We start from the raw sequence: 22,635 nt of genomic DNA, 5'->3' as shown, positions 1-22,635 counted from the left end.
TGTTGCAGCGATATTCCCTACTCGTCAGCAGGGAATATCGTGAGTGACAGGCTAGCGTGTTAACACACTGCCATTATTCGCGCTCAAAGGCACCCAGGTCTGGGGCTGATCCTTTGTAAGGCAGTTTGACATCCCCACCCTTGTTGATCAGCGCACTACCTGACGCAAGACGCAGGCTTTTCAGTACAGGCAAGCTGCCGTCAGCCTGACGCGGTGCATCCCATCCGGTCACGGAAACGCTCTCGAAGTCAGAATCTGATACCGCAATTTTCAGATCCCACGAGTTATAGCGCATGTTCGCACCATCGGAGAACGACAGGTCTTTACCACCGTGAGAAACGTTGTTGCGCAGCGTACCCAACCCAATCGCTTTTCCGTTTGCATCGATTCCACGGATATTAAAGTTCGGGTTATTTTTATAGCCCGTGTTATTGAAGAAATCGTTCGCTACCGGATGGTGATTGGCATAAAAACCGGCCGCTTTATTTAAAAACGCAACCGAGTTACGCACGGTATGTTTCACCGCATTCGCCACATAAACACCACCGTAGCCGCCGATTTTAAAACCGTTACCGTTACCCGCAGCCAGTGATTGTGTCGTCCCCGGTAAATAACCGTGCGACCAGGCCCAGGAATTTTCAATCAACACCGGAGAATAGGCATTAATTAAATCGAAGCCATCATCCGAGTTTGACCACGCCCGGCAACCTCGGAAGATATTACCCGGTTGGTTAGCAGGGATATGCGCACCAAAACCATCTCCGCTTTGGCCAGCACCATTAGAGGTCAGTGGATCGTAATTATGGTGAGAGTCACTATTCAATACCAGGTTATTCCCTCCACGCTGGATGAACAATCCCGTCCCCATAATATGGTGAATATTCAACTGCTCGAATATATTATTGCTGCCCCTTATCCACACGCCCCAGGACTCATGGTTAAGGTTATTACGCTGTGGGACACCCGTTATTTCGAGTCCTTTTACGGAAACCCAATCTGCAACGACGTTGAACCCTTTAACCCGGCAATCATCTTGCATCTGGCTGAAATCAAAAATCGGCACTTCCCCGCTAGATGCCCAATACTCAATGCGCTTACCTTCAGTACCACTCTTACTCAGCGTGATCGCATTCACCACATCGGTACGCGTCGTACAGACATTTAGCCCTTTGGTAAACACATATTTACCGCCACGGATCCACAGGCGGTCACCAGGGTTTAATGTTTTCTGTGCGCGGTCGATTGTTTTCCAGGGGGAGTTTTTACTGCCGTTATTCGCGTCGTTGCCGTTGGGGGCCATGTAATAAACCGCCGCGCTGCTGCCCGCGGCAGCCCCCATTAACATACCGCCGAGAAAAATTTTTGCGATATAACGTTTAGCACTCATATCATTACCGTCCTTAGTTGAAATAACAAAAACGCCATGCGAAAACATGGCGAATTGATAGTAGCATTTAACTATGAAAATAAAAGTTCCACTCGCAACGAATCAATTCAGAATGGGAATAAGCCATCCGCATAAATAAAGCGGCACAGCGTAATTTTAGAGTTTTTAAGAATAGTTATCTAAATAAGTGCTAAATAATTTAAAAGATAATATATCGCATAAAGAAAAAACGTCATGGAGAAAATCTATTCCGGTAAGAATAGATTCCCCCATGACGTATTCATCACAGCATAGCGTGATAGATCTTACTGATTCGCCATGACGTGTCGTACACGGGCCAGATCTTCTGGGGTATCCACGCCGACGCTAGGAATAGCTTTGGCGACCGCAACGTGAATTTTCTCGCCGTACCACAGCACCCGCAGTTGCTCCAATAATTCGATTTGTTCCAGCTGGCTCGGCGCCCAAGTGACATAACGACGCACAAAGCCCGCACGGTAAGCATAGATGCCGATATGGCGCAGGAAGTGATCGCCAATGGTTTCCTTAGACTGAGCAAAACGCTCTCTGTCCCAGGGGATAGTCGCACGGGAAAAATAGAGCGCGTATCCTTCAGCGTCAGTAACGACTTTTACCGCATTCGGGTTGAATGCTTCTTCACTGGTTTCAATCGGCACCGCCAGCGTCGCCATCCCTGCTTTACTGGCAGCGAGGTTTTCTGCCACCTGACGAATGATAACGGAAGGAATGAGCGGTTCATCGCCCTGAACGTTCACGATGATGTCATCATCGGTAAAACCGTAACGCTCGATGACTTCAGCCAGACGCTCTGTGCCAGAATTATGATCGGCGCGGGTCAGGCACACTTCCCCACCGGCTTGCTGCACGGCAGCTTCGACGTCGGGATGATCGGTGGCCACAATAACGCGCTGCGCCCCCGATTCCAGCGCCCGCTCCATCACATGGACGACCATCGGTTTGCCATTGATGTCCGCCAACGGCTTACCCGGCAGTCGGCTTGACGCAAAACGCGCAGGAATGATCACAGTAAAGGTCATTGTGTTATCTCATCAGCCCCGAGTTTACGCGCTTCGTTTTCCAGCAGCACAGGGATACCATCACGAACCGGATAGGCCAAACCATCAACCTTGCAGATCAGTTCCAGTTTCTCTTTATTAAAGTACAGCCGACCATTACAAACAGGACAGGCAACAATCTCAAGTAAACGGTGATCCATGCTTCCTCCATCTTTGGCCGATCGATGACCGGCATATTCTTTCTCGCTATGACAGCGATCTAATAAGGTGATATCCACAAGGGATATCTGAAACCGTGGTAGCAGACCAATTCATGCTCTGCTGCCCGTATTCCGATTAAGCACATTTTCCAGTTTGTCGAGCAATTGCGTGCCGTAGGGCTCAGCCAGCACCGCATCGACGGGCAAGTACCACCAGTTATCCTGAGCAAATGCCTTACATTTTACGGCATCTTTTTCCGTCATCAGCAGCGGCTGTGTCGCATCCTGGGTCAGCGAGTTGAGCTGTTCTGGCTGGTACGATTGATGGTCAGCAAAAGCGACTTCACGTGAAATGCTAACACCAGCATCGCGCAGCGTGGCAAAAAAACGCGGAGGATGTCCGATGCCTGCCATCGCAACGACATCATGCAGTTGGCTCAGCGGCCGTGACTCTCCAGAAAGTAAGTTAATCGCCATACCCGCCGTTAATGTCATGCCTATCTCGTTTGTTCGCGGCGTGCCGCCGTTAACAATAACGGCATCCACCGACGCCAGACGACTTTCTCTTTCCCGCATTGGACCAGCAGGTAGCCACCATCCGTTGCCAAAACGCCGCACTCCGTCAATCACAACCAGCTCAATATCTCTTTCCAACGCATAGTGCTGTAATCCATCGTCGGTGATCACCATATCCAGCGAGTGCTGTGCCAATAACGCACTCACGGCATCTCGCCGACGGGGAGCGACCGCAACGGGCGCACCGGTACGCTGGAAAATCAGCACCGGTTCATCGCCAGCCTGCGCCGTCGTTACCGACTCATCCAGCAGCAGCGGGTAACGTTCAGCTTTCCCACCGTAACCGCGTGATACCACGCCAACACGATAGCCCCTGCGTTGCAGCTGTTCGACGAGCCAAATGACTACCGGTGTTTTCCCGTTGCCACCCGCCGTCAAATTCCCCACCACCACGACGGGCACGGGAGATCGCCAGCTTTTCCGCCATCCCAATCGATAGCTCTGGCGAATCAGAAACGTGATGAGTCCGTATAGCCACGAAAGCGGCAGCAACAGCCAATAGAGCGGCGACCGTCCAGACCAGATGCGCTCAATCATTCGCCAAACTGCATTTTATGCAACTGAGCATAAGCACCGTTCGCCGCCAGTAACGCAGCATGGCCACCACGTTCAATGATTCTGCCGTCTTCCACCACCAGAATCTCATCCGCCTTTTCAATCGTGGAAAGGCGATGTGCAATCACCAGCGCGGTACGATCTTTTTGCAACTCGTCTAATGCAGACTGAATGGCACGTTCAGATTCCGTGTCCAGTGCCGACGTCGCCTCATCCAATATCAGGATCGGGCTATCACGCAATAGCGCACGGGCAATCGCGATACGCTGCCGCTGTCCGCCAGAAAGCATCACGCCATTTTCACCAATGATCGTATCCAGACCGTGTTCCATCTTATTGATGAAATCCATCGCATACGCCATTGTCGCCGCACGCTCAATTTCCTCACGGCTGTAGTGCTCATTGCGTGCATAGGCGATGTTGTTCGCTACCGTATCGTTGAACAGATGGACGTTTTGAGAAACCAGCGCCACCTGATTACGCAAGGAGGCCAGGCGATACTCACGTAGGTCGTGACCATCGAGCAGGATTTCACCTGATTGAATGTCGTAAAAACGCGTGATCAAACTGGCAATCGTTGATTTACCGGAACCAGAGCGACCAACCAACGCTACCGTTTTACCCACGGGAATATGCAGATTGATATTCTTAAGCGCCAGATTTTCTCTTCCCGGATAAGCGAAATTCACCTGACGGAATTCGAGTTCACCTTTCGCACGCTCGATCTCGAGTTTGCCCGTGTCACGTTCCTGCTCCATGTCAAGAATCGCAAACAGCGTCTGGCACGCGGCCATACCACGCTGGAACTGCGCGTTAACGTTGGTCAGTGATTTTAACGGACGCATCAGGGCGATCATGGAAGAGAACACGACTGTGATTGTCCCCGCAGTTAGCGTTTCCATCACGCTGGGGAAGCTGGCGGCATACAGCACAAAGGCCAACGCCAGCGAAGCAATCAACTGGATAATAGGGTCGGAAATCGACGACGCGGATACCATTTTCATGCCCTGCTGACGCATCCGGTTGCTGACCTGATCAAAACGCTTGGTTTCAACTTCCTGACCGCCAAACATCAGCACTTCTTTGTGGCCTTTAAGCATTTGCTCCGTGCTGGTGGTGACATGCCCCATCGTATCCTGCATGTTTTTACTGATATTGCGGAAGCGTTTGGATACCACACGCATGGCAATCGATACGATTGGCGCAATCACAATCAGAATGATGGACAACTGCCAGCTGTAGTAGAACATCAGAATAAACAGGCCGATAATTGAGGCCCCTTCTCTGACAACCGTAATCAACGCACCAGATGACGACGCCGCAACCTGCTCCGAATCATAGGTGATGCGAGAAAGCAGCGTACCAGTTGACTGTTGATCGAAGAACGCCACGGGCATTCCCATGATATGGGAGAACAAGCGGCGACGCATATTCATCACCACTTTGCCGGAAACCCAGGCAACACAGTAGCTGGAGACAAAGCCAGAGAGCCCTCTTACTAGCATCAACCCAATGACGACCAGCGGCATCCAGAGCAATACGGAACGTTCCGCTTTGCCAAACCCTTCATCCAGCAAGGGCTTAAGCAGGGAGAGCATCAATGTATCGCCAGCGGCGTTAATAATGAGTGCGATTGCAGCAGCAGCAAGCCCTGCCTTGAAAGGAGAGATCATCGGCCATAGGCGGCGAAACGTCTGCCAGGTGGAGAGATCTTTATCATTCAGCATGTAGTGAACCTGAATCGGGAAGAAATAGCCGACCATTTTACTCATTATACCGCTCTACGCCAAACCACTGATGATACCAACGAGACGATATGTGATCCCTAAACCGCAAAATGCGCCATGAATCGCTGAAAAAACGAGCACTTAACTGCCCAAATGACGCGGTATCCAGCCATGAGTAGCCATATTGTCGATATCGTTCAACAATCTTTACTGAAGGCAACCGCCACGGGTTATAACGCGCCGCAGAAGCCATAGCAAACTCGGCATTAACCGCACGAATGAAGGGAGGCGATGATGATGTCTTACTGCCATGGTGAGGGATTTGTAACAAATTCGCACGCAGCGCACCGCGCTCTAGCCTAATCAATGCGTTTTCCGCATCCGACTCCAGATCGCCCGTCAGTAAGACGCTGTATTTTCCATCATCAACACGGATAACGCAGGAGTCGTTATTTTCTGCTCTCTCGACAAGCGCTAAGGGCCACAGCACGGTAAACGTGAGATCCTGCCAGCGCCAACGCTCGCCGCGTAGGCAAGAACGATGATTCATCGCGTTGGTCGCGCTATATATCGTTGCTTCAGGGTAAGCAAGCTGTAGTGTTTCCAGCCCCCCGATGTGATCCATATGGCTATGGCTCAGGATAATGTTTTCCACGTTAACTCCCCGCCATCGCAGGTAGGGTAGAATTTCTCGCGTCGCCATATCGCCCCCTTCCCAGCGGTTTCCCGTGTCGTATAGCACTGCTTTTCCACGCTGTTCGATCACAATCGCCAGACCATGACCGACATCCAACATGTCCACACGCCAATCCGGCTCATCAGTCTTTATGCGAAAGACCAGTAAAACCACAATCAGGGCACTGACACTTGTCGGATAGGCGCGCCACCAGCTAAAGCGCCATATCACAACCGCGCCCCAGCCCGCGACGCTCACGAGCAGCAGCGATGCGTCAAGATACACCCACCCCGTCTGTAAATAGGTCAACGGAGCAAATACCACACGCAGCGAAATATCCGCCAGCCACCAGAGCATTTCACTCAGCGGTGCGAATTCCAGCGTGCTCAATGCCAGCAAAATGAGCGGAGTGGTAACGAAGGATACCAAAGGCACAGCCCAAAGGTTTGCGGGCAGTGAAGTGATACTGAAGCCGTGGAAAATATGAAGCTGCAAGGGCATTAATAGCAGCGTGATTCCCGTTTGCAGGTGGATCCAGCGCAGCCAGAACCAACGCCGTCGGGTCTGCAGCCGATGAGGAAGCGGTGCCCATTGAAACCAGAAAATTAGCGATGCGACAGCAAGGCAAGATAGCCAAAAACTGTCTGACAGTACGCTCAATGGATCGCTGACCAGAATCAACGCGACACACCATAGCCAGACCTGCCAGGCTGAGCCGTTGACGCTCCACACTTTTAGGCAGACCCATACGCTAAGCGCCAGAGCAGATCGCACCGCAGGCGGATTTCCCCCTGCCAGCCAGACATATCCCCAGGCAACCACAGCGCTCGTCAGCAATGGGAAACGATAGCCAATCCACTGCACAGGAAAGCCGTACTGTAACGCCCGCGCCATTCCCCAACCAACCAGACCCGCAAGCACAATATGGAGGCCAGAGATCGCCATCAGGTGCATCGTCCCAGTATTCTGAAGCAGCGTCTTGAGTTCTGGGCTAACTGTTTTCATCTCACCAAACGTCAGCGCCAGTAAAATAGAACGCCACGCTAGTCCCTGTACCTGCTGCTCCGCCTGTACAATTGTGCGCTGGCGAAAGTCACAATGGCTATCAACCGCCTTTGCCGTTATCACACGACCCGACAACGGTTGCCGTTTGGCTATCGCCCAGCGTTGGCTATCAAAGCCGCCTTCATTGAGTCGACTGTGAATAGGCCGTAAGCTGGCGGTGATTGCCCAACGTTGACCACCACACCAGTTTTCCATAGCCGGTGATAAGGTCAGTTGGGCATATAACGGAGGGAAGATCCGGCGCTGATTGATCTCTTCCAGCCGAACCGTGATCCAATCATCATCATGCTCATTGAACCGTATGCTGCTGATCGTCACGACAGCGTTAACCTGACCCTGCGTAACGCGCTCAATCTGTAACAGTAAGGTTTGAGCATTCAACGATGCCCAGCAAAAACTCATGGCAACAAGCGCCACACACCGTATCCCCGCGTGACGATATCCAATAAGCATCACACAGGTGGATAGCCCAATACCCCACCACAGCAGCATTTGCGCGGGAATCTGTGGTAAGAAAAGCAACGGCAGAATACCCAGCACGCTCGCCCAAGCCAGACTATTTACTGACATCATCCCTGTTACTGACATCGTCCTTTGCCATGCCACATCCTTCCCTCTTCCCTTGTTGTTCGCTCAGGAATGTTGCAATAACTCAACCTCATGCAACAGAACAAAAAACGCAGGTAGGAAAGTGCCTCGCAAGAAAGTGGTTAACTTGCAAAAAACGGCATTCGGCATGCGAGCTGGATTCCAATTCTCGGGGCGTTTGACATCATCAGCAGCGACAAAATCATTAACGGTCACCACAGACCGTCAAATAAGTGGATAAGCAAAAAAGCAGGATGTGGCGTAAGAGCCAAAAGAAAAAGGACCGCAGAAGCGATCCTTTTACAGCGGAGCCGTTTACAGTAGCTATTTACCATAGCTGTTTACCATAAGAAATGGTGCGTCAGGTTACTTAACTTCGCCCATCGCCTTCAGCTTTTTAGACAGCTCACGGCGTTCTTTCGACAGATCGGCGTTTTTGATGATGTAGTCATCAACGCGGTCTTCATAATCACCGCGCATGTTGGCGATGATATTCTGTACGTCCTCAATGGACATGCCAGGTTTAAGATATTCGCTCAGGTTGTCCAGCAGCAGAACACGCTTCTGGTTATCACGAATTTTCTTTTCGTTGTCGACGATTTCACGCTGAAGTTTGTTTTTACGACGAAACATGCGCACGAATTCCAGCACATCCTGGAAACACGGCTTAGTGTCCTTATCCATCTTTTACCCTTACCTTAAGTCATACATAAATTCTTTATGCATTCACCATACAGGTTATACCCAGCGTCTTTCAAGCAGTGCTTACGCCCTTTGCGCTAACACCTCGCTGAGCGGATAATCTGTCATCAACCATCAACGATAATATACCGCGATACGCTGGTTATGAACCTGCTCGATAGCCACTTCCGTATCGAAGATATCCTCCAACACCTCGGGTACCATGATGTCTTCCGGTTTTCCCGTGTAGATGATCTGCCCTTTGCGCATCGCAATAATGTAATCCGAATAGGCAGACGCGAAGTTGATATCGTGGATAACCAGCACGATGGTTTTGCCTAGTTCATCGGCCGCACGGCGAATCTGTTTCATCATCGCCACCGCGTGTTTCATATCCAGATTATTCAGCGGTTCATCCAGCAGCACGTATTCCGTGTCCTGACACAGTACCATCGCGACATAGGCTCGTTGACGCTGGCCGCCGGAAAGCTCATCTAAAAAGCGATCTTTCAATTCGGTCAGGTTGAGGAATGCCAGCGCGGCGCTGATGCGTTCACGATCGTCAGCATTTAGTCGCCCTTTGGTATAAGGATAGCGACCGAAACCTACCAGCTCTGCTACCGTTAAGCGGCTGGTAAACTGGTTTTCCTGACGCAGCACGGACAAACACGTCGCCAGCTTATCGCTTGGCGTGGTCATCACGTCCATGCCGTTGACCTTTACCTGTCCGCGATCCGCGTCCAGCAGGCGGCTGATGATGGACAACAATGTCGACTTCCCTGCACCATTCGGGCCGATAATCGACGTGACGCCACCGCGCGGCACCGTCGCGGTGACATTATCTAATACCTTAACGTTGTTATACGCTTTGGTTACATTGCCGATCTCAATCACACGGAAACCTTTTTCAGTAGCAACACAATAAACAGCGATCCACCCACAAATTCGATCACGACCGACAGCGCCCCAGACATATCCAGCAGATGCTCAAGCACCAACTGTCCACCAACCAGTGAAATGACGCCCAGCAGGAAAGCCGCTGGCAGTAACAGGCGATGCTGGCTTGAACCAATCACTAAATAGGCAAGGTTTGCGACCATAAAGCCCAAAAAGGTGAGCGGCCCGACCAGCGCCGTTGAAATGGCAACCAGCACGGAAACCAGAAGCAGAATGATCGTGACGCTGCGCTTGTAGTCGATACCCAGGTTAATCGCGTTATTACGCCCCAGCGCCAGTACATCAAACCGAAAGCGCATACGCCAGATCACCACCGCGACCGCCAGCGTAATTCCAACCGACAGCGCCACCAGTTCAGGCACAGTACGGGTGAAGGTGGCAAACATCCGCCCCTGTAAGATGGCGAACTCGCCGGGCGTCAGCAGGCGTTGCATTAAGCCCGCCATGCTGCGAAACAGCGTGCCGCAGATAATCCCGACCAGTAAAACCAGATGCAGGTTATTTCGACTGCCAGTAAACAGCCAGCGATACAGCAGCGCGGAGAAGAGAATAAGCAGCAGCGTCTCAAGAACGAACTTGCCTTCAACACCCAGCCCCGGAATGCCGCTAATGCCGAAAACAAATACCAGCGAGGTCTGAATCAGGATAAACAGGGCTTCAAACCCCATAATCGACGGCGTCAGCACCCGGTTATTCGTCACCGTTTGAAACAGCACCGTCGACGCACTGGCGGCAAACGCTACCAGCAGCATCGTCGTCAACATCAGCCCGCGGTGCGTCAAAATGTAGCGCAGGTTGCTGCCTAGATTGATGGTCATAAACAGTACGATCACCACAGCAGCAGCGATAACCAGCCACATCAACCGCTGCGTCGGCGATAACCCTGCACGTTCTTCGCTGACGGGTCCGGTCAGCACCGTATTACGTTCATTGACTGACATGGCGTTTCTGGCTTAGCAATAAGAGAAGGAAAACGGCAGCGCCAATGACGCCAAGAATCACACTCACCGGAATCTCGAAAGGATAGCGAATCACGCGGCTAATGATATCGCAGCACAGCACCAGACCGCCGCCGAGCAGGCACACCCACGGGATCGTTTTGCGCACATTGTCGCCCATCATCATGCTGATCAGATTCGGCACGATCAGCCCGATAAACGGCAAGCTGCCGACCACCACGACTACCACACCGCTGACGATGGCGATAATGCTCAACCCCATCATCATCACTTGCCGATAATTAAGGCCGACATTAACGGAGAACTCGCGCCCCATGCCTGCGACCGTGAAGCGGTCAGCAATCCAGCAGGCCACCAGCGTTAACGCCCCAACCAGCCAGAGCAGCTCGTAACGCCCCTGCAAGACACCGGAGAAATCGCCGGACTCCCAACTGCCGAGCGCCTGTAGCAGATCAAAATACATCGCGCCAAACGTGGTGATTGAACTGATCACCGCACCCAGCATAATGCCAACCAGCGGCACTACCAGCGCAGATTTCAGCACAATCCGCTGGAGCAGCATCATGAACAGGAAGGTACCCGCTAAAGCGAACAGGCTCGCCACCACCATCTTGGTGAAAATCGTCGCACCGGGCACGGCGATCATCACCACCAGTAAACCTAAGCTAGCCGACTGTGTGGTCCCCGCCAGAGACGGTTCGACAAAACGGTTTTGCGTCAGCAGCTGCATGATGAGACCAGCCACACTCATGGCGCTGCCTGCCAGCAGCAAAGCTAGCGTGCGAGGAACGCGGCTGATAAAGAAAATATCGCGCATTTCCGGGTCGTTCCACACAGCCTGCATATTCAGTTGCCCTGCCCCAACAAACAGACTGACAACGATCATGCAGGCCAGAAAAACGAGGCCCAGCGAATAGTAAAGAGACTTCATTGATTCTGCCGTAACCTGCCGTTATTGCTTATCTAACGCGACACTGACGGTAGTCACGAGGTTTTTATAGCTTTGCAGCCCCCCAGCGATATACAGCGATGCAGAATCCAGATAGATCACGCGATTATTTTTCCAGGCGTTTGTTTTGTGAATCAACGGATTATCCAGCACCTGCTGTGCCGATTCGCCACCTGGGCGACCAATCGCACTGTCACGATCGAGGATGAACAGCCACTCTGGGTTCACGCTCAGCAAGAATTCTGAGGTCACCACGTTGCCATGACGGCCGGATTCAGGGAACTCGGTCGCGGGTTTAAAGCCCAGCTCATCAAACACGAAGCCAAAGCGCGACTTAGGACCGTAGGCAGACATTTTGCCGCCGCTGACCATCAGAACCAGCGCATTGCCTGCATTTTCCGTTTTAGCGCGCGTTTGGGAGATCTGCTGTTTGAAATCATCAATCTGTTTCTTCGCTTCATCTTCTTTGCCGAAGATGGTGCCCAGTTGCTCGATGCGTTGGATAAAGCTCGTCATAAACTGGTGCTCATCCACATCCATTGAGATCGTCGGCGCAATACCGCTCAACTTGTCGTAGGCATCGCGCGTACGTCCACCGGCAATAATCAGATCGGGCTTCGCACTGCTGAGCGCTTCATAGGCAGGTTCAAACAGCGTCCCGGCGTTCAGGTAAGTATCGCTGTTATATTTTGATAAGAACGCGGGCAGCGGCGTGCTGCTTTTTGGTACACCGGCAATCCCTTCAACCTTCAACGCGTCCAGCGTATCCAATGAGGCAGGATCAAACACAATCACTTTCTTCGGCGGCTGTGGAACCTGAGTGGTGCCCTGCGCATGCTCAATGCTGACCGTGTGACTTCCTTCTGAAGACGATGCCTGCTGATCGCAGCCGGCCAGAACAAACATAGATGCCAATAACGTCGCCTTCACTGCAAACGCTGCATTCAATCGCACCGCATTTAACCGCATAAGTGTGTTCTCCATTTCGCTGTTTGTTGCCGAATGCCACCTCGCAGAGTGATCTACGGGGTAATAAAGAATTTAATTATCATTCGCATTAGAACGAAAATTGTAACCGAATGGACACAGTCATGCCTAGCGATTCTGTCTACCCCCTATTGATGTAAGTCAGGGAAGTGATGCAAATCAGGGAAGTGATGCAAATCAGGAAAGCGCCACAGAAAAGTGGATTCAATGGTATCCTTGCCGTTTTCCAGATTGTTTTGCCTGATTTCAGGCTCAGCGCGCACACGTAGCTAACTGCATATATGGCCGAGAAAACACAACCCACTTTTTTCATACATGACTACGAGACGTTCGGTAAACATCCAGCACGCGATCGCCCCGCGCAGTTTGCGGGTGTCCGTACCGATATGGATTTCAATATTATCGGTGAGCCGCTCGTCATTTATTGTCGTCCGGCGGATGATTACCTGCCGGAACCAGAAGCGGTGATGATCACCGGCATTACGCCACAGGTCGCGCTGGCAAAAGGCGTCAATGAAGCGGAATTTGCCCGTCAGATCCACGACGCGTTCAGCGTGCCCGGCACCTGCATTATGGGCTACAACAACATTCGCTTTGATGATGAAGTCAGCCGCAACATTTTCTATCGCAACTTCTACGATCCTTACGCCTACAGCTGGCAAAACGGCAATTCCCGCTGGGATTTGTTGGATGCATTACGTGCCTGCTATGCCCTGCGACCGGAAGGTATCGTGTGGCCGGAAAACGATGACGGCCTGCCCAGTTTCCGCCTTGAGCATCTGACGAAAGCCAACGGTATTTCGCACGAACAGGCGCATGATGCGATGTCCGACGTTTATGCCACCATCGCTATGGCGAAGCTGTTCAAGCAGGCGCAGCCTAAACTGTTTGAATATCTGTTCCCGCTGCGTAACAAAAACAAAATTTCCGCGCTGATTGATATCCCGCAAATGAAGCCGCTCGTTCACGTGTCTGGCATGTTTGGCGCGGCGAGGAGCAATACCAGTTGGGTTGTGCCGCTCGCCTGGCATCCGGACAACCGTAATGCGGTCATCATGTGCGATCTGGCTGGCGATATGACACCGCTGCTGGAGCTGGACAGCGCAGCATTACGCGAGCGGTTATATACCCGCCGTGATGCGCTGGAAGCGAATCAGAGTGCCGTTCCACTCAAGCTGGTGCACATCAATAAATGTCCGGTCTTAGCACCGGCCAATACCTTACGGAAGGAAGATGCGGAAAGATTGGGCATCGATCGTCAGCGCTGTCTGGACAATTTGACGCTGCTGCGCAACAACGCGAGCGTCAGAGAAAAAGTGGTGGAGCTGTTTGCTGAAGCCCCCGCGTTCGCCGCATCTGATGATGTCGATTTACGGCTTTATGATGGTTTCTTTGGCGATGCCGACCGCATGGCGATGAAGATTATTCAGGAGACCGCCCCGCAGAACCTGCCCGCGCTAGATCTCACGTTTGCCGATAATCGTCTGGAACCGCTGCTCTTCCGCTATCGCGCCCGTAATTTCCCCGGCACGCTGGACGACCGCGAACAGCAGCGTTGGTTACAGCATCGGCGTGCAGTATTTACGCCGGAGCGCTTGCAGGACTATCTGTCAGAACTCAGCAATCTGTATCAACTGCACGAAGATGATAAAGAGAAGATGGCACAGCTAAAAGCGCTGTACGCCTATGCGCAGGAGCTGGTGGGCTAAGATAGCCACCTAGCGCCATAAAAAAAGCGGAGCACATGGGCTCCGCTTTTTCTTTCATGCAAGTCGTCGGTTTATTTAAACCGGCTCTTCGCTACATTGCGGTACTGGCTGACGGAAACTGCGCGTCACAAATGCCAGATAGAGCAATCCAATCGTTGCCCATACCAGACCCAGCGTCATCGAGCTGGCTTCCAGATTCACCCACAGTGCACCTACCGTCAACGCGCCCAGCACAGGCATCACGAGGAAGTTAATGGTGTCTTTCACCGTGCGGTTACGGCGCTCACGAATATAGAACTGTGAAATGACCGACAGGTTCACGAACGTAAACGCCACCAGCGCACCGAAGTTGATCAGCGCAGTGGCCGTCACCAGATCGAACGACACCGCAGACAGTGCAATCACGCCAACCAGCAAGACGTTCAAAGACGGCGTACGCCATTTCGGGTGGATATAGCCGAAGAAACGCTCTGGGAATACACCATCACGACCCATGACATACATCAGGCGAGACACGCCTGCATGTGCCGCCATACCAGATGCCAGTACGGTGACGCAGGAGAACACCAGAATAACGGACTGGAAGAATTTACCCGCAACGTACAGCATGATTTCCGGCTGAGATGCATCTGGCTCTTTAAAGCGCGAGATATCCGGGAAATACAGTTGCAGGAAGTACGCCACGGCAACAAAGATCACGCCGCCGATCAGCGCCGTCAGGAAGATGGCTTTTGGAATCACCCGACCGGCATCCTGCGTTTCTTCCGACAGCGAGCTGATGCCGTCAAAACCAAGGAACGAGAAGCAGAGAATGGTTGCACCGGTAATCATCGGCACCACGTGGGCGTTCTCAGACCAGAACGGACGCGTACTGGCCAGCGTACCAGCCCCTTCGCCCAGATAAACACCGTGAATCACCAGACCGAGGAATACCGCCATGATCGCAACCTGCACCACCACGATAATGGAGTTCAGGTTAGCAACCAGACTGATGCCGCGCAGGTTAAACAGCGTCATCAAGCCGACTAGCGCCGCCACAAAAATCCATGACGGTACACCGGGGAAGATCGCTTCCAGATAGATTTTCGCCAGCAGGATATTGATCATCGGCATGAACAGGTAGTCCAGCAGTGATGACCAGCCGACCATGAACCCAACGTGCGGGCTGATCGCTTTTTGCGCATAGGTATAAGCAGAACCCGCAGATGGGAAACGTTTTACCAATTTGCCATAGCTCAGCGCCGTGAACAGAATGGCGACCAGCGCAAACGCATAGGCCGTCGCCACATGACCGTCGGTCAGGCCAGACACGATACCGAAGGTATCAAAGATGGTCATCGGCTGCATGTACGCCAGCCCCATCATAACGACAGGCCACAGCGTGAGCGTTCTTTTTAACTGAGCACGTTTTGCGCCAGCATTAGGCAGCTGAGAATCAAGCGACATGGCGCACACCTCCGTTCATCACGGCAGGCGCATACGCACCGGAAACAAATGAATGGATACAGGACTCGCCTGAATCACGATGAGAAGAGGTGGCTGTAATAGCACCAGAGATAACTTGCGACTGCGTCGCGCCATAACCAATACCTTTGCAGCACAAACCGGCGGGCACCGGTGCGAAACGTGTTAATTGCCCCATCTTTCCTTTCCTCACTGTGCTCACAGGCACACACAAAATTATCTATCCGGATCGTTGTCCGGCCTCTTTGGTTGAAGACCCTATACCCAGCAAACTTGAGCTACAGAGAAGGTAAGAAACCACACCAATACCCCTGTAACCTTGAAGGTTGACGAGCATAAATGTAAAAAAATAACCGACGCTATTAGACGTCGGTTATTTGCAAGGCGCGTATTCTGCACCACTCGATCTCATCTGACAAGGCTCTGAGAACGTTGGAAACCATTTATTTATCCCTACCCTTCTTCGAGAAGCCCATACGTTGGCTTTTCGCATGACTTATGGGTAATAAGTAGGATAAATAAGCGAATACTCGTTATAAAAACGTTGCTGTTATGTGTGAAGCCCAAACAAAACGTTGTGCTTAAAAATTACAACTCCTGGAATCGCTTTTTCTTTTCGTTTTGTAATCTTTCCAACTCAAAAATCACCTGCTGAAGATCCCGTTCCTGCGACGCGTTCAGTGAAGGGAACTTGAAGCTCAAACGCTGCGTCAGTTTCAATTCACCTTTGTTATCGACGATCTTCACCATTGCCTGACCGACGAACTGCAAATCAACACAGAAAAAACCGTGGTCAGCCAGATCCATCTCCACGCTCTTAATGATGTCGCCTTCGGTCAACAGCCCCGTGGTATCACGGTCGGTATACAGACTCAATCCACCCAAAGAGAGATCTTTGATGGTGAACAGGAAAACGCTCTCATCCGGCAGTTCACCACGGCACGTCAACGGTGGCCACAGCGGCGTGTTGATGCGGAAATAGGTTCTGCGTTGGATAAGATAAAGCAGTTCAGGAATCTGCGCGCTAAAGGCTGGCAGCCCGTCGTAAGTTACCGTTTTCGCAATTTCAGCATTGAATTCAACTTTTGCACCGGCAGGTTCTGCAACAAAAGACAGCGCCCCCGCATACAGCGCGCGGTTATTCTCACGCTCAATGCCGCCTAAATCGAAGACAAACAGGTTGTTATCGGGTACAACGTCAAGAATTTTACTGATGAACTGTCCGTGAGAATGATGAACCATCAAAGACGTATCATTCTTCTTTAACTCGCGCAGTGTTGCACAGATGGCCAGTTTGTTGCGCTTAACAAACTGCTCTTTCAAATTTTCATTCACCGCTTTCATCCCCACCATTGTTTACACAGAGTATGTGTCAATGGCTTATATTGATGCACGCCTCTTCGTTATCTTTCAAGTCCCATGTGTGCCAACACGATGCACTGCACTGGCTGCATATTGAAAACGATTACTCGGAGTACCTAAAACAGCATGAAACCTACCTTAAATACATCGAATGACAGGACAAAACGCTATCGTTTTGAACCACGTAAAACGTTGGCCCTTAGGGCGAGGCACGCTTATGCGCCTCGTCACGTGACAAGCGAAGAACAAACTCGTAGAAAGGAATTTGAGCAGCCAGCACGTACGTAACTCGAAGTATGACGGGTAGAAGTTGGTGAAAACGATATCGGCAATTTTCTCAATAACTTTAGTGGAACAAGAGGAAAAGTGTTAAGGCGCGGTCAAATAATAAAATGTGCCGCGGCTACCAGCGCGTCGCTGCCAGCGTCTTTTATCGCCCCGTTCATTTGCTATTCGGCAGGATAGTGATACAGCAGCCAGGTTAACGCCAGTAGATCGGCGCTGCCGCCGGGGCTAAGATTTTTGGCAATCAGCGCGGCGTCCATTTCTCTCAACGCCTGACGATCCAGCGGACCAATCAGCAATCTCCGTGCGTAATCTTGCACAAACGCCAGTCCATCCATGCCGCCGCGTGAAACGACATTGGTGTCAGGATTGTGAGCCATCAACACCAGTAGCGTGTGTAACAACGCGGTGTCGTCATCCGCCCCGGCAGCCATTGCCTGCTGCAAGGCAGGCAACGCATACTGGCATACGGTATTGAAACCGCTGGCAGCTTCTCCCCTCGCCCCCGTCAGGCCATGACGCTGATAGAGATGTTCACCCGCCGTCGCCGCTCCAGAACACGTCTCCAGCTCATTTCGCACTAAATCGTGACACATTGCTGCCACGCTATCGCACAGGCTGCGCTGCGTTACACGCTCTCCCCGCCCTGCCAGCCAACCAGCGGCGGTACACAGCAGGCCAAACGCGAAAATCCCACCTTTATGGGTATTCACACCTTTCGTCGCTGACAGCATCGCCTGTTCGCAGGCTATACCGATAGGCCGAACCAGAGACAGCAACTGCGCTAGCGGTGTGTTAGCGTGCTGATAACCCGCGTCGGTAAAATGCCGGAACCAGGGGGAGATCGCCTGAATGCTGATCTGAAACAGCGCGACATCCATATCGCGGTGAGATCCGTTATTGGCGCGGTCCACCAGTCCGGGCTTCGGCGTCAGCATCACTTCCATCATCAGCGCATTCGCCACGCGCCGGTCGATATCCGGTAACGAGTCGCGCTCCCGATAATCGCCGACTACGGAACGGGATACCGCAACCGACAGTACACCGTCAGGCTGGCGTAAAGTAGGCATTGACCTTTTCCTCAATGTGCTCGAGTAGCTCAGGCAGCGAATGGCGGCGCGAACGACTACAGGCGTGTGCCATCTGGTCGCACAATAGGCAAGTGCGCCCGCTGTGCGCCAGCATCGACCGGCCAATCGATCCCTCTTCCGGGCTGAAGATGTCGAAATCCCATAGCCGTCCCAGCTCATGGTTATCTTCCAGCGCAATAGTCGCGGCTTTTACAGACAGCGCATCTTTGGTGATCGCCCACAGCCCTTCCGCGCCCGTTGCCAGCCAGAGTGTTTGCTGCTCCAGCACCGTCCACCCCCGCATCTGACACAGCAAGGCAAATGACGTAATGGCTTCGGCCATCACCTGCCGATAGCTTTCGCTATCTTTTATCGGCCCCGGCGTGACCAGCGTCAGCGACACCAGCGTCGCACCGTGGCGGGCAAGCCATTCTTGTTGGCGAACTGCGCGGCGTTCCTTCGCCGCGAGTAGGGTTTCCAGCGAGATGGAAACAGTCTTTGTCATCGTCGATTCCCTCATGCGTTTACCGCTTATTCGTCGGCTTCTTTCACCTGACGAACGACGTCAATCACGCTGCCATCGCGATAGCGAATCACACCGACGATGCGATCGTGAAACTCGATAGCGCGTGGTTCACCCACCAGCGCAATCGCACGCTGATACAGCGCTTCAATCGTCATCACTGTCAGCCCCGCCTGTTTCAGGCGTTCAGCTACCTCAGGGCGCGCCGGGTTGACGGCAATGCCGTGATCGGTCACCAGTACGTCAATGCTTTCTCCCGGCGTAACCCGCGTCGTCACCTGACGCACCACGGTCGGGATGCGGCTACGAATCAGCGGCGCAACAACGATGGTCAGGTTCGCTGCCGTTGCGACGTCACAGTGCCCGCCGGACGCACCGCGCATCACGCCGTCTGAACCGGTGATCACGTTGACATTAAAGTCGGTGTCAATTTCCAGCGCGCTGAGAATCACCATATCAAGCTGATCGCAGCAGGCCGCTTTAGAACTGGGGTTGGCGTAAACGTTAGTGGAGATCTCGACGTGATTTGGGTTCTTCGCCAGCGACGCCGCTGCATTGGCATCGAAACACTGGGTATCGATCAGTTTTTCGATCAGCCCTTTTTCGTGCAGATCGACAATACCGCCGGTGATACCGCCGAGGGCGAAGCGCGCCACGATATTCTGCTGACGCATTTTATCTTCGAGGAAACGCGTACACGCCGTCGAAGCCGCACCGGAACCGGTCTGGATCGAGAAACCATTTTTGAAATAACCGGCATGTTCAATCACGTCTGCCGCGGAACGGGCAATCAGCAGCTCGCGTGGGTTGCTGGTGACGCGCGCCGCACCGACGCTGATTTTGGCCGGATCGCCAACTTCATCGACCTGAACGATGTAGTCCACCTGATCCTGCACAATGCTGGCCGGCATGTTCGGGAATGGCACCAGCGCTTCGGTCAACAGCACCACTTTACGGGCAAACTGCGCATCGACCATCGCATAGCCCAGCGAACCGCAGCTTGATTTCCCGGCGGTGCCATTGGCATTGCCAAATTCATCGCTGCACGGCACCCCCAGAAACGCAACGTCAATATTCAGTTCACCGCTTTGCAGCAGATGGACGCGACCGCCGTGGGAATGAATCTGTACCGGTTCTTTCATTAACCCATGAGAAATGGCATCGGCCAGTTTGCCGCGCATCCCCGAGGTGTAAATCCGGCTGACTACGCCCGCTTTAATATGGTCGATCAGCGATGCGTTACAGCTCATCAGCGAGCTGGATGCCAGCGTCAGATCGCGAAACCCCATCCGTGCCAGCGTATCAATCACCCGATTAATGACTTTATCGCCTTCGCGGAAATGGTGGTGGAAAGAGATCGTCATCCCGTCTTTCAGTCCGCTATGACGAATCGCCTCTTCCAGATCGGCGCACAGTTTGCGTTCATGCTTTTGTGCGACATCATTCAGCCACGGCGTATGTTGATTAGCGTTGACGAAGGGTTGCAGATTGCGTTTTTCCGGGTACTGCTTTTGCAGTGCTTCAATAAAATGACTCATTGTCTAATCCTGTGATTCCTGAGAGCGGCAATTGCGGTGCAATCACGCAATGGCTATTTGCGAACGCCGGAGGCCTGAGCACGTCCCAGCACGCTTCTGGCGTGGTCGATAATCGGCCCGTCGATCATTTTCCCGTTCAGGGAAATCACGCCCAGACCGGCACGTTCGCCCTCTTCGGCGGCTTTGATCACCAGATGGGAATAGTCCACTTCATCCTGTGTCGGGGCATAAGCGTTGTGTAACAGCTCAATCTGACGTGGGTTGATCAGAGATTTACCGTTGAAACCCAGCCTGCGGATCAGATCGACTTCTTTCAGGAAGCCCGCATCGTCATTAACGTTGGGATAGACCACATCAAAAGCGTCGATACCGGCAGCGCGAGCCGCATGCAGCACCGCACAACGGGCATAAAACAGCTCCGTGCCGTCACCGCGTTCCGTTTGCATATCCATCACATAGTCGAACGCCGCTAGTGCAATGCCGATCATGCGTTCGGAAGAGCGTGCAATCGCGACGGCGTTAATCACGCCAACCGCCGACTCAATCGCGGCCATGATGCGCGTAGAGCCAACTTCACGACCGCAGGCTTTTTCGATACGAACCAGATGGTGTTCCAGCTCATCGACATCGTCAGTAGAGTCAGTTTTCGGCAGGCGAATCACATCGGCACCGCCGCGCACGGCCGCTTCCAGATCCAGCAGGCCAAACGGCGTACTGAGCTGGTTGATACGTACCACGGTTTCAATATCACGGTACATTGGGTGTTGGAGCGCATGGAAAACCAGCAGGCGCGCGGTATCTTTCTCGCGCAGGGAAACGGCATCTTCCAGATCGAACATAATGGAGTCAGGCTTGTAGATAAACGCATTGGACAGCATGGCGGCGTTCGCACCCGGGAGGAATAACATACTGCGGCGAAGTTTATTCATGACAATTTCTCCCATTCAATCTGCTGTCCGTCTGCGGCACGCAGTACCGCGCTTTGCACGCGAGCACGGATGACACAATCCAGCGCGCCTTTGTCATCCACAATGATCGTCCCTTCCTGTACGCCCAGCTCTTTCAGCGTGTCATTCACGACCTGTTTGATTTGGTGACCGAACTGTTTCATCACTTCACTGTTGATGACCACGGTGAGTTTCCCGTCTGCCGGTGCCACTTTGACCAGCAAATCGCTGGATTCAAAGGTGCCTGCAAGGGACTCCTTAACAATCTTCATAGACTTATCCTGATTAATTTTAATTACGCGTATTCGGGTTCGTAGTAGTGCTGTAAATGCGCAAAGGTTGAGGCCGGTACGATGTCCTGAATACGGCTGTACTGCCGAAGTTTGAGTAATTTCCTGACTTCCGAGGCGGAAATAGCCAGTCCTGAGGTTTGCCGTTTACGTTCAATTTCAACCACGTTTAACGCCGGGGAAGACACCGTCTGGTCTTTCTCCAGCCAGTAGTGCATGTCCTGGTTGTACTGATACGTCACTGGGCAAAAGGGTTCGGTGCCGACGAAGCGCTGGGTAATACCGAGCGCCGGCGCGATATATTTCCTGAAAATAATTAAATCCAGCGCCGCATGGGCACGGGTGATGAGTTTCTCTTCCTTCAGGAAATAGCCGGGAAAGGTCGCCTTAGAGATCATGTAGTTCGAACCAGCATGTACCGTCACATTGCGGATGTGTTCCACGCCGCGCTGCACCATATCCAGACGTTCACTGAACGGGAAAAAGGACACATCTTCCCGCACTACGAATACGTGCAGCCAGTCACACGACTGTGCCGCATGCTCCGCCAGATAGCGGTGACCCAGTGTGAAAGGGTTCGCGTTCATCACAATCGCGCCGATCTTTTTATCTGTTCGCGTAGCAAGCGGTTCAGAGTGCGCAAAGGCCGCCAAAGACTGGCAATACTGCTGGATGCCAATCGGCGTGTTTTCCATCAGCACCGCGCTATCCTGATAGCACGCCAGGGGGTAGAAGCCACATCCGCGAAAGATGTCGACATTTTCCGGTCGGGTATAGAGAAACAGGTGGAAGTGGCCGCGCAGCGCCGCCTGCTGCATGACTTCATTCACCACCTGCACGCCCAGATTGAGGTGTCTGAATTCCGGATCGACCGCAACGCACTTAATGGTGTTGGCGGCCAGCCCCGCGCAGGCAATCAGCCGCCCGCCACGTTTGCCAACCACCACGATGTCAATATCGTCATCCATGCCGAGCTGGCAATGTGCAAGGAACTGGCGCACCGCGTTCCTCTCCTGCTCCCGAAGGCGCACATCCAGCGTGTCAAAAAAGACGGAATCATTGGCATACATCACGGTTCTTCCTGCAACTCGAATTATTTAGAC

At 52.6% G+C, this 22,635-nt stretch carries 21 protein-coding genes; 1 reads left to right on the top strand and 20 read right to left on the bottom strand.

The window, feature by feature from the left end; genetic code table 11:
• Positions 1-73: 73 nt before the first annotated feature.
• From pelN to NXT09_RS02035, 11 genes are all read right to left on the bottom strand, one after another.
• Positions 74-1,387 (bottom strand): pectate lyase PelN, encoded by a 1,314-nt coding sequence (gene pelN / locus NXT09_RS02085; RefSeq protein WP_205550781.1) that lies wholly within the window; start codon positions 1,385-1,387, stop codon positions 74-76.
• A 305-nt stretch (positions 1,388-1,692) separates the two neighbouring features.
• Positions 1,693-2,445 (bottom strand): 3-deoxy-manno-octulosonate cytidylyltransferase, encoded by a 753-nt coding sequence (kdsB, locus tag NXT09_RS02080; RefSeq protein WP_205550783.1) that lies wholly within the window; start codon positions 2,443-2,445, stop codon positions 1,693-1,695.
• On the bottom strand, positions 2,442-2,624 hold the full coding sequence (locus NXT09_RS02075) for a Trm112 family protein (protein WP_005967647.1): 183 nt from the start codon (positions 2,622-2,624) through the stop codon (positions 2,442-2,444). The genes kdsB and NXT09_RS02075 overlap by 4 nt, the downstream gene beginning before the upstream one ends.
• Before the next feature lie 111 nt (positions 2,625-2,735).
• Positions 2,736-3,737 carry a tetraacyldisaccharide 4'-kinase gene (gene lpxK, locus NXT09_RS02070; protein WP_268578658.1) on the bottom strand — a complete coding sequence of 334 codons (1,002 nt, stop codon included), beginning with the start codon at positions 3,735-3,737 and terminating at the stop codon, positions 2,736-2,738.
• Positions 3,734-5,482, bottom strand: a complete 1,749-nt coding sequence (gene msbA / locus NXT09_RS02065) for a lipid A ABC transporter ATP-binding protein/permease MsbA (RefSeq protein ID WP_240585713.1) — start codon at positions 5,480-5,482, stop codon at positions 3,734-3,736. The genes lpxK and msbA overlap by 4 nt, the downstream gene beginning before the upstream one ends.
• Before the next feature lie 37 nt (positions 5,483-5,519).
• Entirely contained in the window at positions 5,520-7,793 is a 2,274-nt protein-coding gene (locus NXT09_RS02060; RefSeq protein ID WP_268578891.1) for a ComEC family protein, read from the bottom strand.
• A 384-nt stretch (positions 7,794-8,177) separates the two neighbouring features.
• Positions 8,178-8,495 (bottom strand): PTS system regulator TmaR, encoded by a 318-nt coding sequence (gene tmaR / locus NXT09_RS02055; RefSeq protein WP_005967626.1) that lies wholly within the window; start codon positions 8,493-8,495, stop codon positions 8,178-8,180.
• 132 nt (positions 8,496-8,627) lie between these two features.
• On the bottom strand, positions 8,628-9,386 hold the full coding sequence (locus NXT09_RS02050) for an iron ABC transporter ATP-binding protein (protein WP_268578657.1): 759 nt from the start codon (positions 9,384-9,386) through the stop codon (positions 8,628-8,630).
• Positions 9,383-10,390 carry an iron chelate uptake ABC transporter family permease subunit gene (locus NXT09_RS02045; protein WP_370690889.1) on the bottom strand — a complete coding sequence of 336 codons (1,008 nt, stop codon included), beginning with the start codon at positions 10,388-10,390 and terminating at the stop codon, positions 9,383-9,385. Before NXT09_RS02045 ends, NXT09_RS02050 begins: the two co-directional genes overlap by 4 nt.
• Positions 10,377-11,339, bottom strand: coding sequence for an ABC transporter permease (locus NXT09_RS02040; protein WP_174868240.1), 963 nt, complete (start codon positions 11,337-11,339; stop codon positions 10,377-10,379). The genes NXT09_RS02045 and NXT09_RS02040 overlap by 14 nt, the downstream gene beginning before the upstream one ends.
• A gap of 21 nt (positions 11,340-11,360) precedes the next feature.
• Positions 11,361-12,305: a siderophore ABC transporter substrate-binding protein gene (locus tag NXT09_RS02035; RefSeq protein WP_370690893.1), complete on the bottom strand. Its 945-nt coding sequence runs from the start codon at positions 12,303-12,305 to the stop codon at positions 11,361-11,363.
• A gap of 320 nt (positions 12,306-12,625) precedes the next feature.
• Between NXT09_RS02035 and sbcB the strand changes: the two genes are divergently transcribed.
• Positions 12,626-14,053 carry an exodeoxyribonuclease I gene (sbcB, locus tag NXT09_RS02030; RefSeq protein WP_268578655.1) on the top strand — a complete coding sequence of 476 codons (1,428 nt, stop codon included), beginning with the start codon at positions 12,626-12,628 and terminating at the stop codon, positions 14,051-14,053.
• A gap of 75 nt (positions 14,054-14,128) precedes the next feature.
• On the opposite strand, the gene NXT09_RS02025 is transcribed toward sbcB, so the two are convergent.
• The 9 genes from NXT09_RS02025 to citC all read right to left on the bottom strand — a co-directional run bounded on the left by NXT09_RS02025 (position 14,129) and on the right by citC (position 22,602).
• Positions 14,129-15,499 (bottom strand): APC family permease, encoded by a 1,371-nt coding sequence (locus NXT09_RS02025; protein ID WP_205550792.1) that lies wholly within the window; start codon positions 15,497-15,499, stop codon positions 14,129-14,131.
• A complete protein-coding gene (locus NXT09_RS02020; RefSeq protein WP_205550794.1) occupies positions 15,489-15,695 on the bottom strand; it encodes a hypothetical protein in 207 nt (68 codons plus the stop codon). The genes NXT09_RS02025 and NXT09_RS02020 overlap by 11 nt, the downstream gene beginning before the upstream one ends.
• A 410-nt stretch (positions 15,696-16,105) precedes the next feature.
• The gene (locus NXT09_RS02015; RefSeq protein ID WP_014915103.1) at positions 16,106-16,861 is read right to left on the bottom strand and encodes a flagellar brake protein; all 756 of its coding nucleotides are present in this window, start codon (positions 16,859-16,861) and stop codon (positions 16,106-16,108) included.
• A gap of 467 nt (positions 16,862-17,328) precedes the next feature.
• On the bottom strand, positions 17,329-18,234 hold the full coding sequence (citG, locus tag NXT09_RS02010; protein ID WP_268578654.1) for a triphosphoribosyl-dephospho-CoA synthase CitG: 906 nt from the start codon (positions 18,232-18,234) through the stop codon (positions 17,329-17,331).
• On the bottom strand, positions 18,212-18,739 hold the full coding sequence (gene citX / locus NXT09_RS02005) for a citrate lyase holo-[acyl-carrier protein] synthase (protein ID WP_268578653.1): 528 nt from the start codon (positions 18,737-18,739) through the stop codon (positions 18,212-18,214). The genes citG and citX overlap by 23 nt, the downstream gene beginning before the upstream one ends.
• A gap of 26 nt (positions 18,740-18,765) precedes the next feature.
• Positions 18,766-20,295 (bottom strand): citrate lyase subunit alpha, encoded by a 1,530-nt coding sequence (gene citF, locus NXT09_RS02000; RefSeq protein ID WP_268578652.1) that lies wholly within the window; start codon positions 20,293-20,295, stop codon positions 18,766-18,768.
• Between the two features lie 53 nt (positions 20,296-20,348).
• Positions 20,349-21,224, bottom strand: a complete 876-nt coding sequence (gene citE, locus NXT09_RS01995) for a citrate (pro-3S)-lyase subunit beta (RefSeq protein ID WP_174870446.1) — start codon at positions 21,222-21,224, stop codon at positions 20,349-20,351.
• Entirely contained in the window at positions 21,221-21,514 is a 294-nt protein-coding gene (gene citD / locus NXT09_RS01990; RefSeq protein WP_040031959.1) for a citrate lyase acyl carrier protein, read from the bottom strand. The genes citE and citD overlap by 4 nt, the downstream gene beginning before the upstream one ends.
• 23 nt (positions 21,515-21,537) lie before the next feature.
• A complete protein-coding gene (gene citC, locus NXT09_RS01985) occupies positions 21,538-22,602 on the bottom strand; it encodes a [citrate (pro-3S)-lyase] ligase (protein ID WP_268578889.1) in 1,065 nt (354 codons plus the stop codon).
• Between the last annotated feature and the right edge of the window lie 33 nt (positions 22,603-22,635).

The organism is Pectobacterium jejuense (genome assembly GCF_026800125.1).
Taxonomy (GTDB): Bacteria; Pseudomonadota; Gammaproteobacteria; order Enterobacterales; family Enterobacteriaceae; genus Pectobacterium; species Pectobacterium jejuense.
The sequence above is the reverse complement of the archived record's forward strand: the minus strand, read 5'-3'. Positions and strand labels throughout refer to the sequence as shown.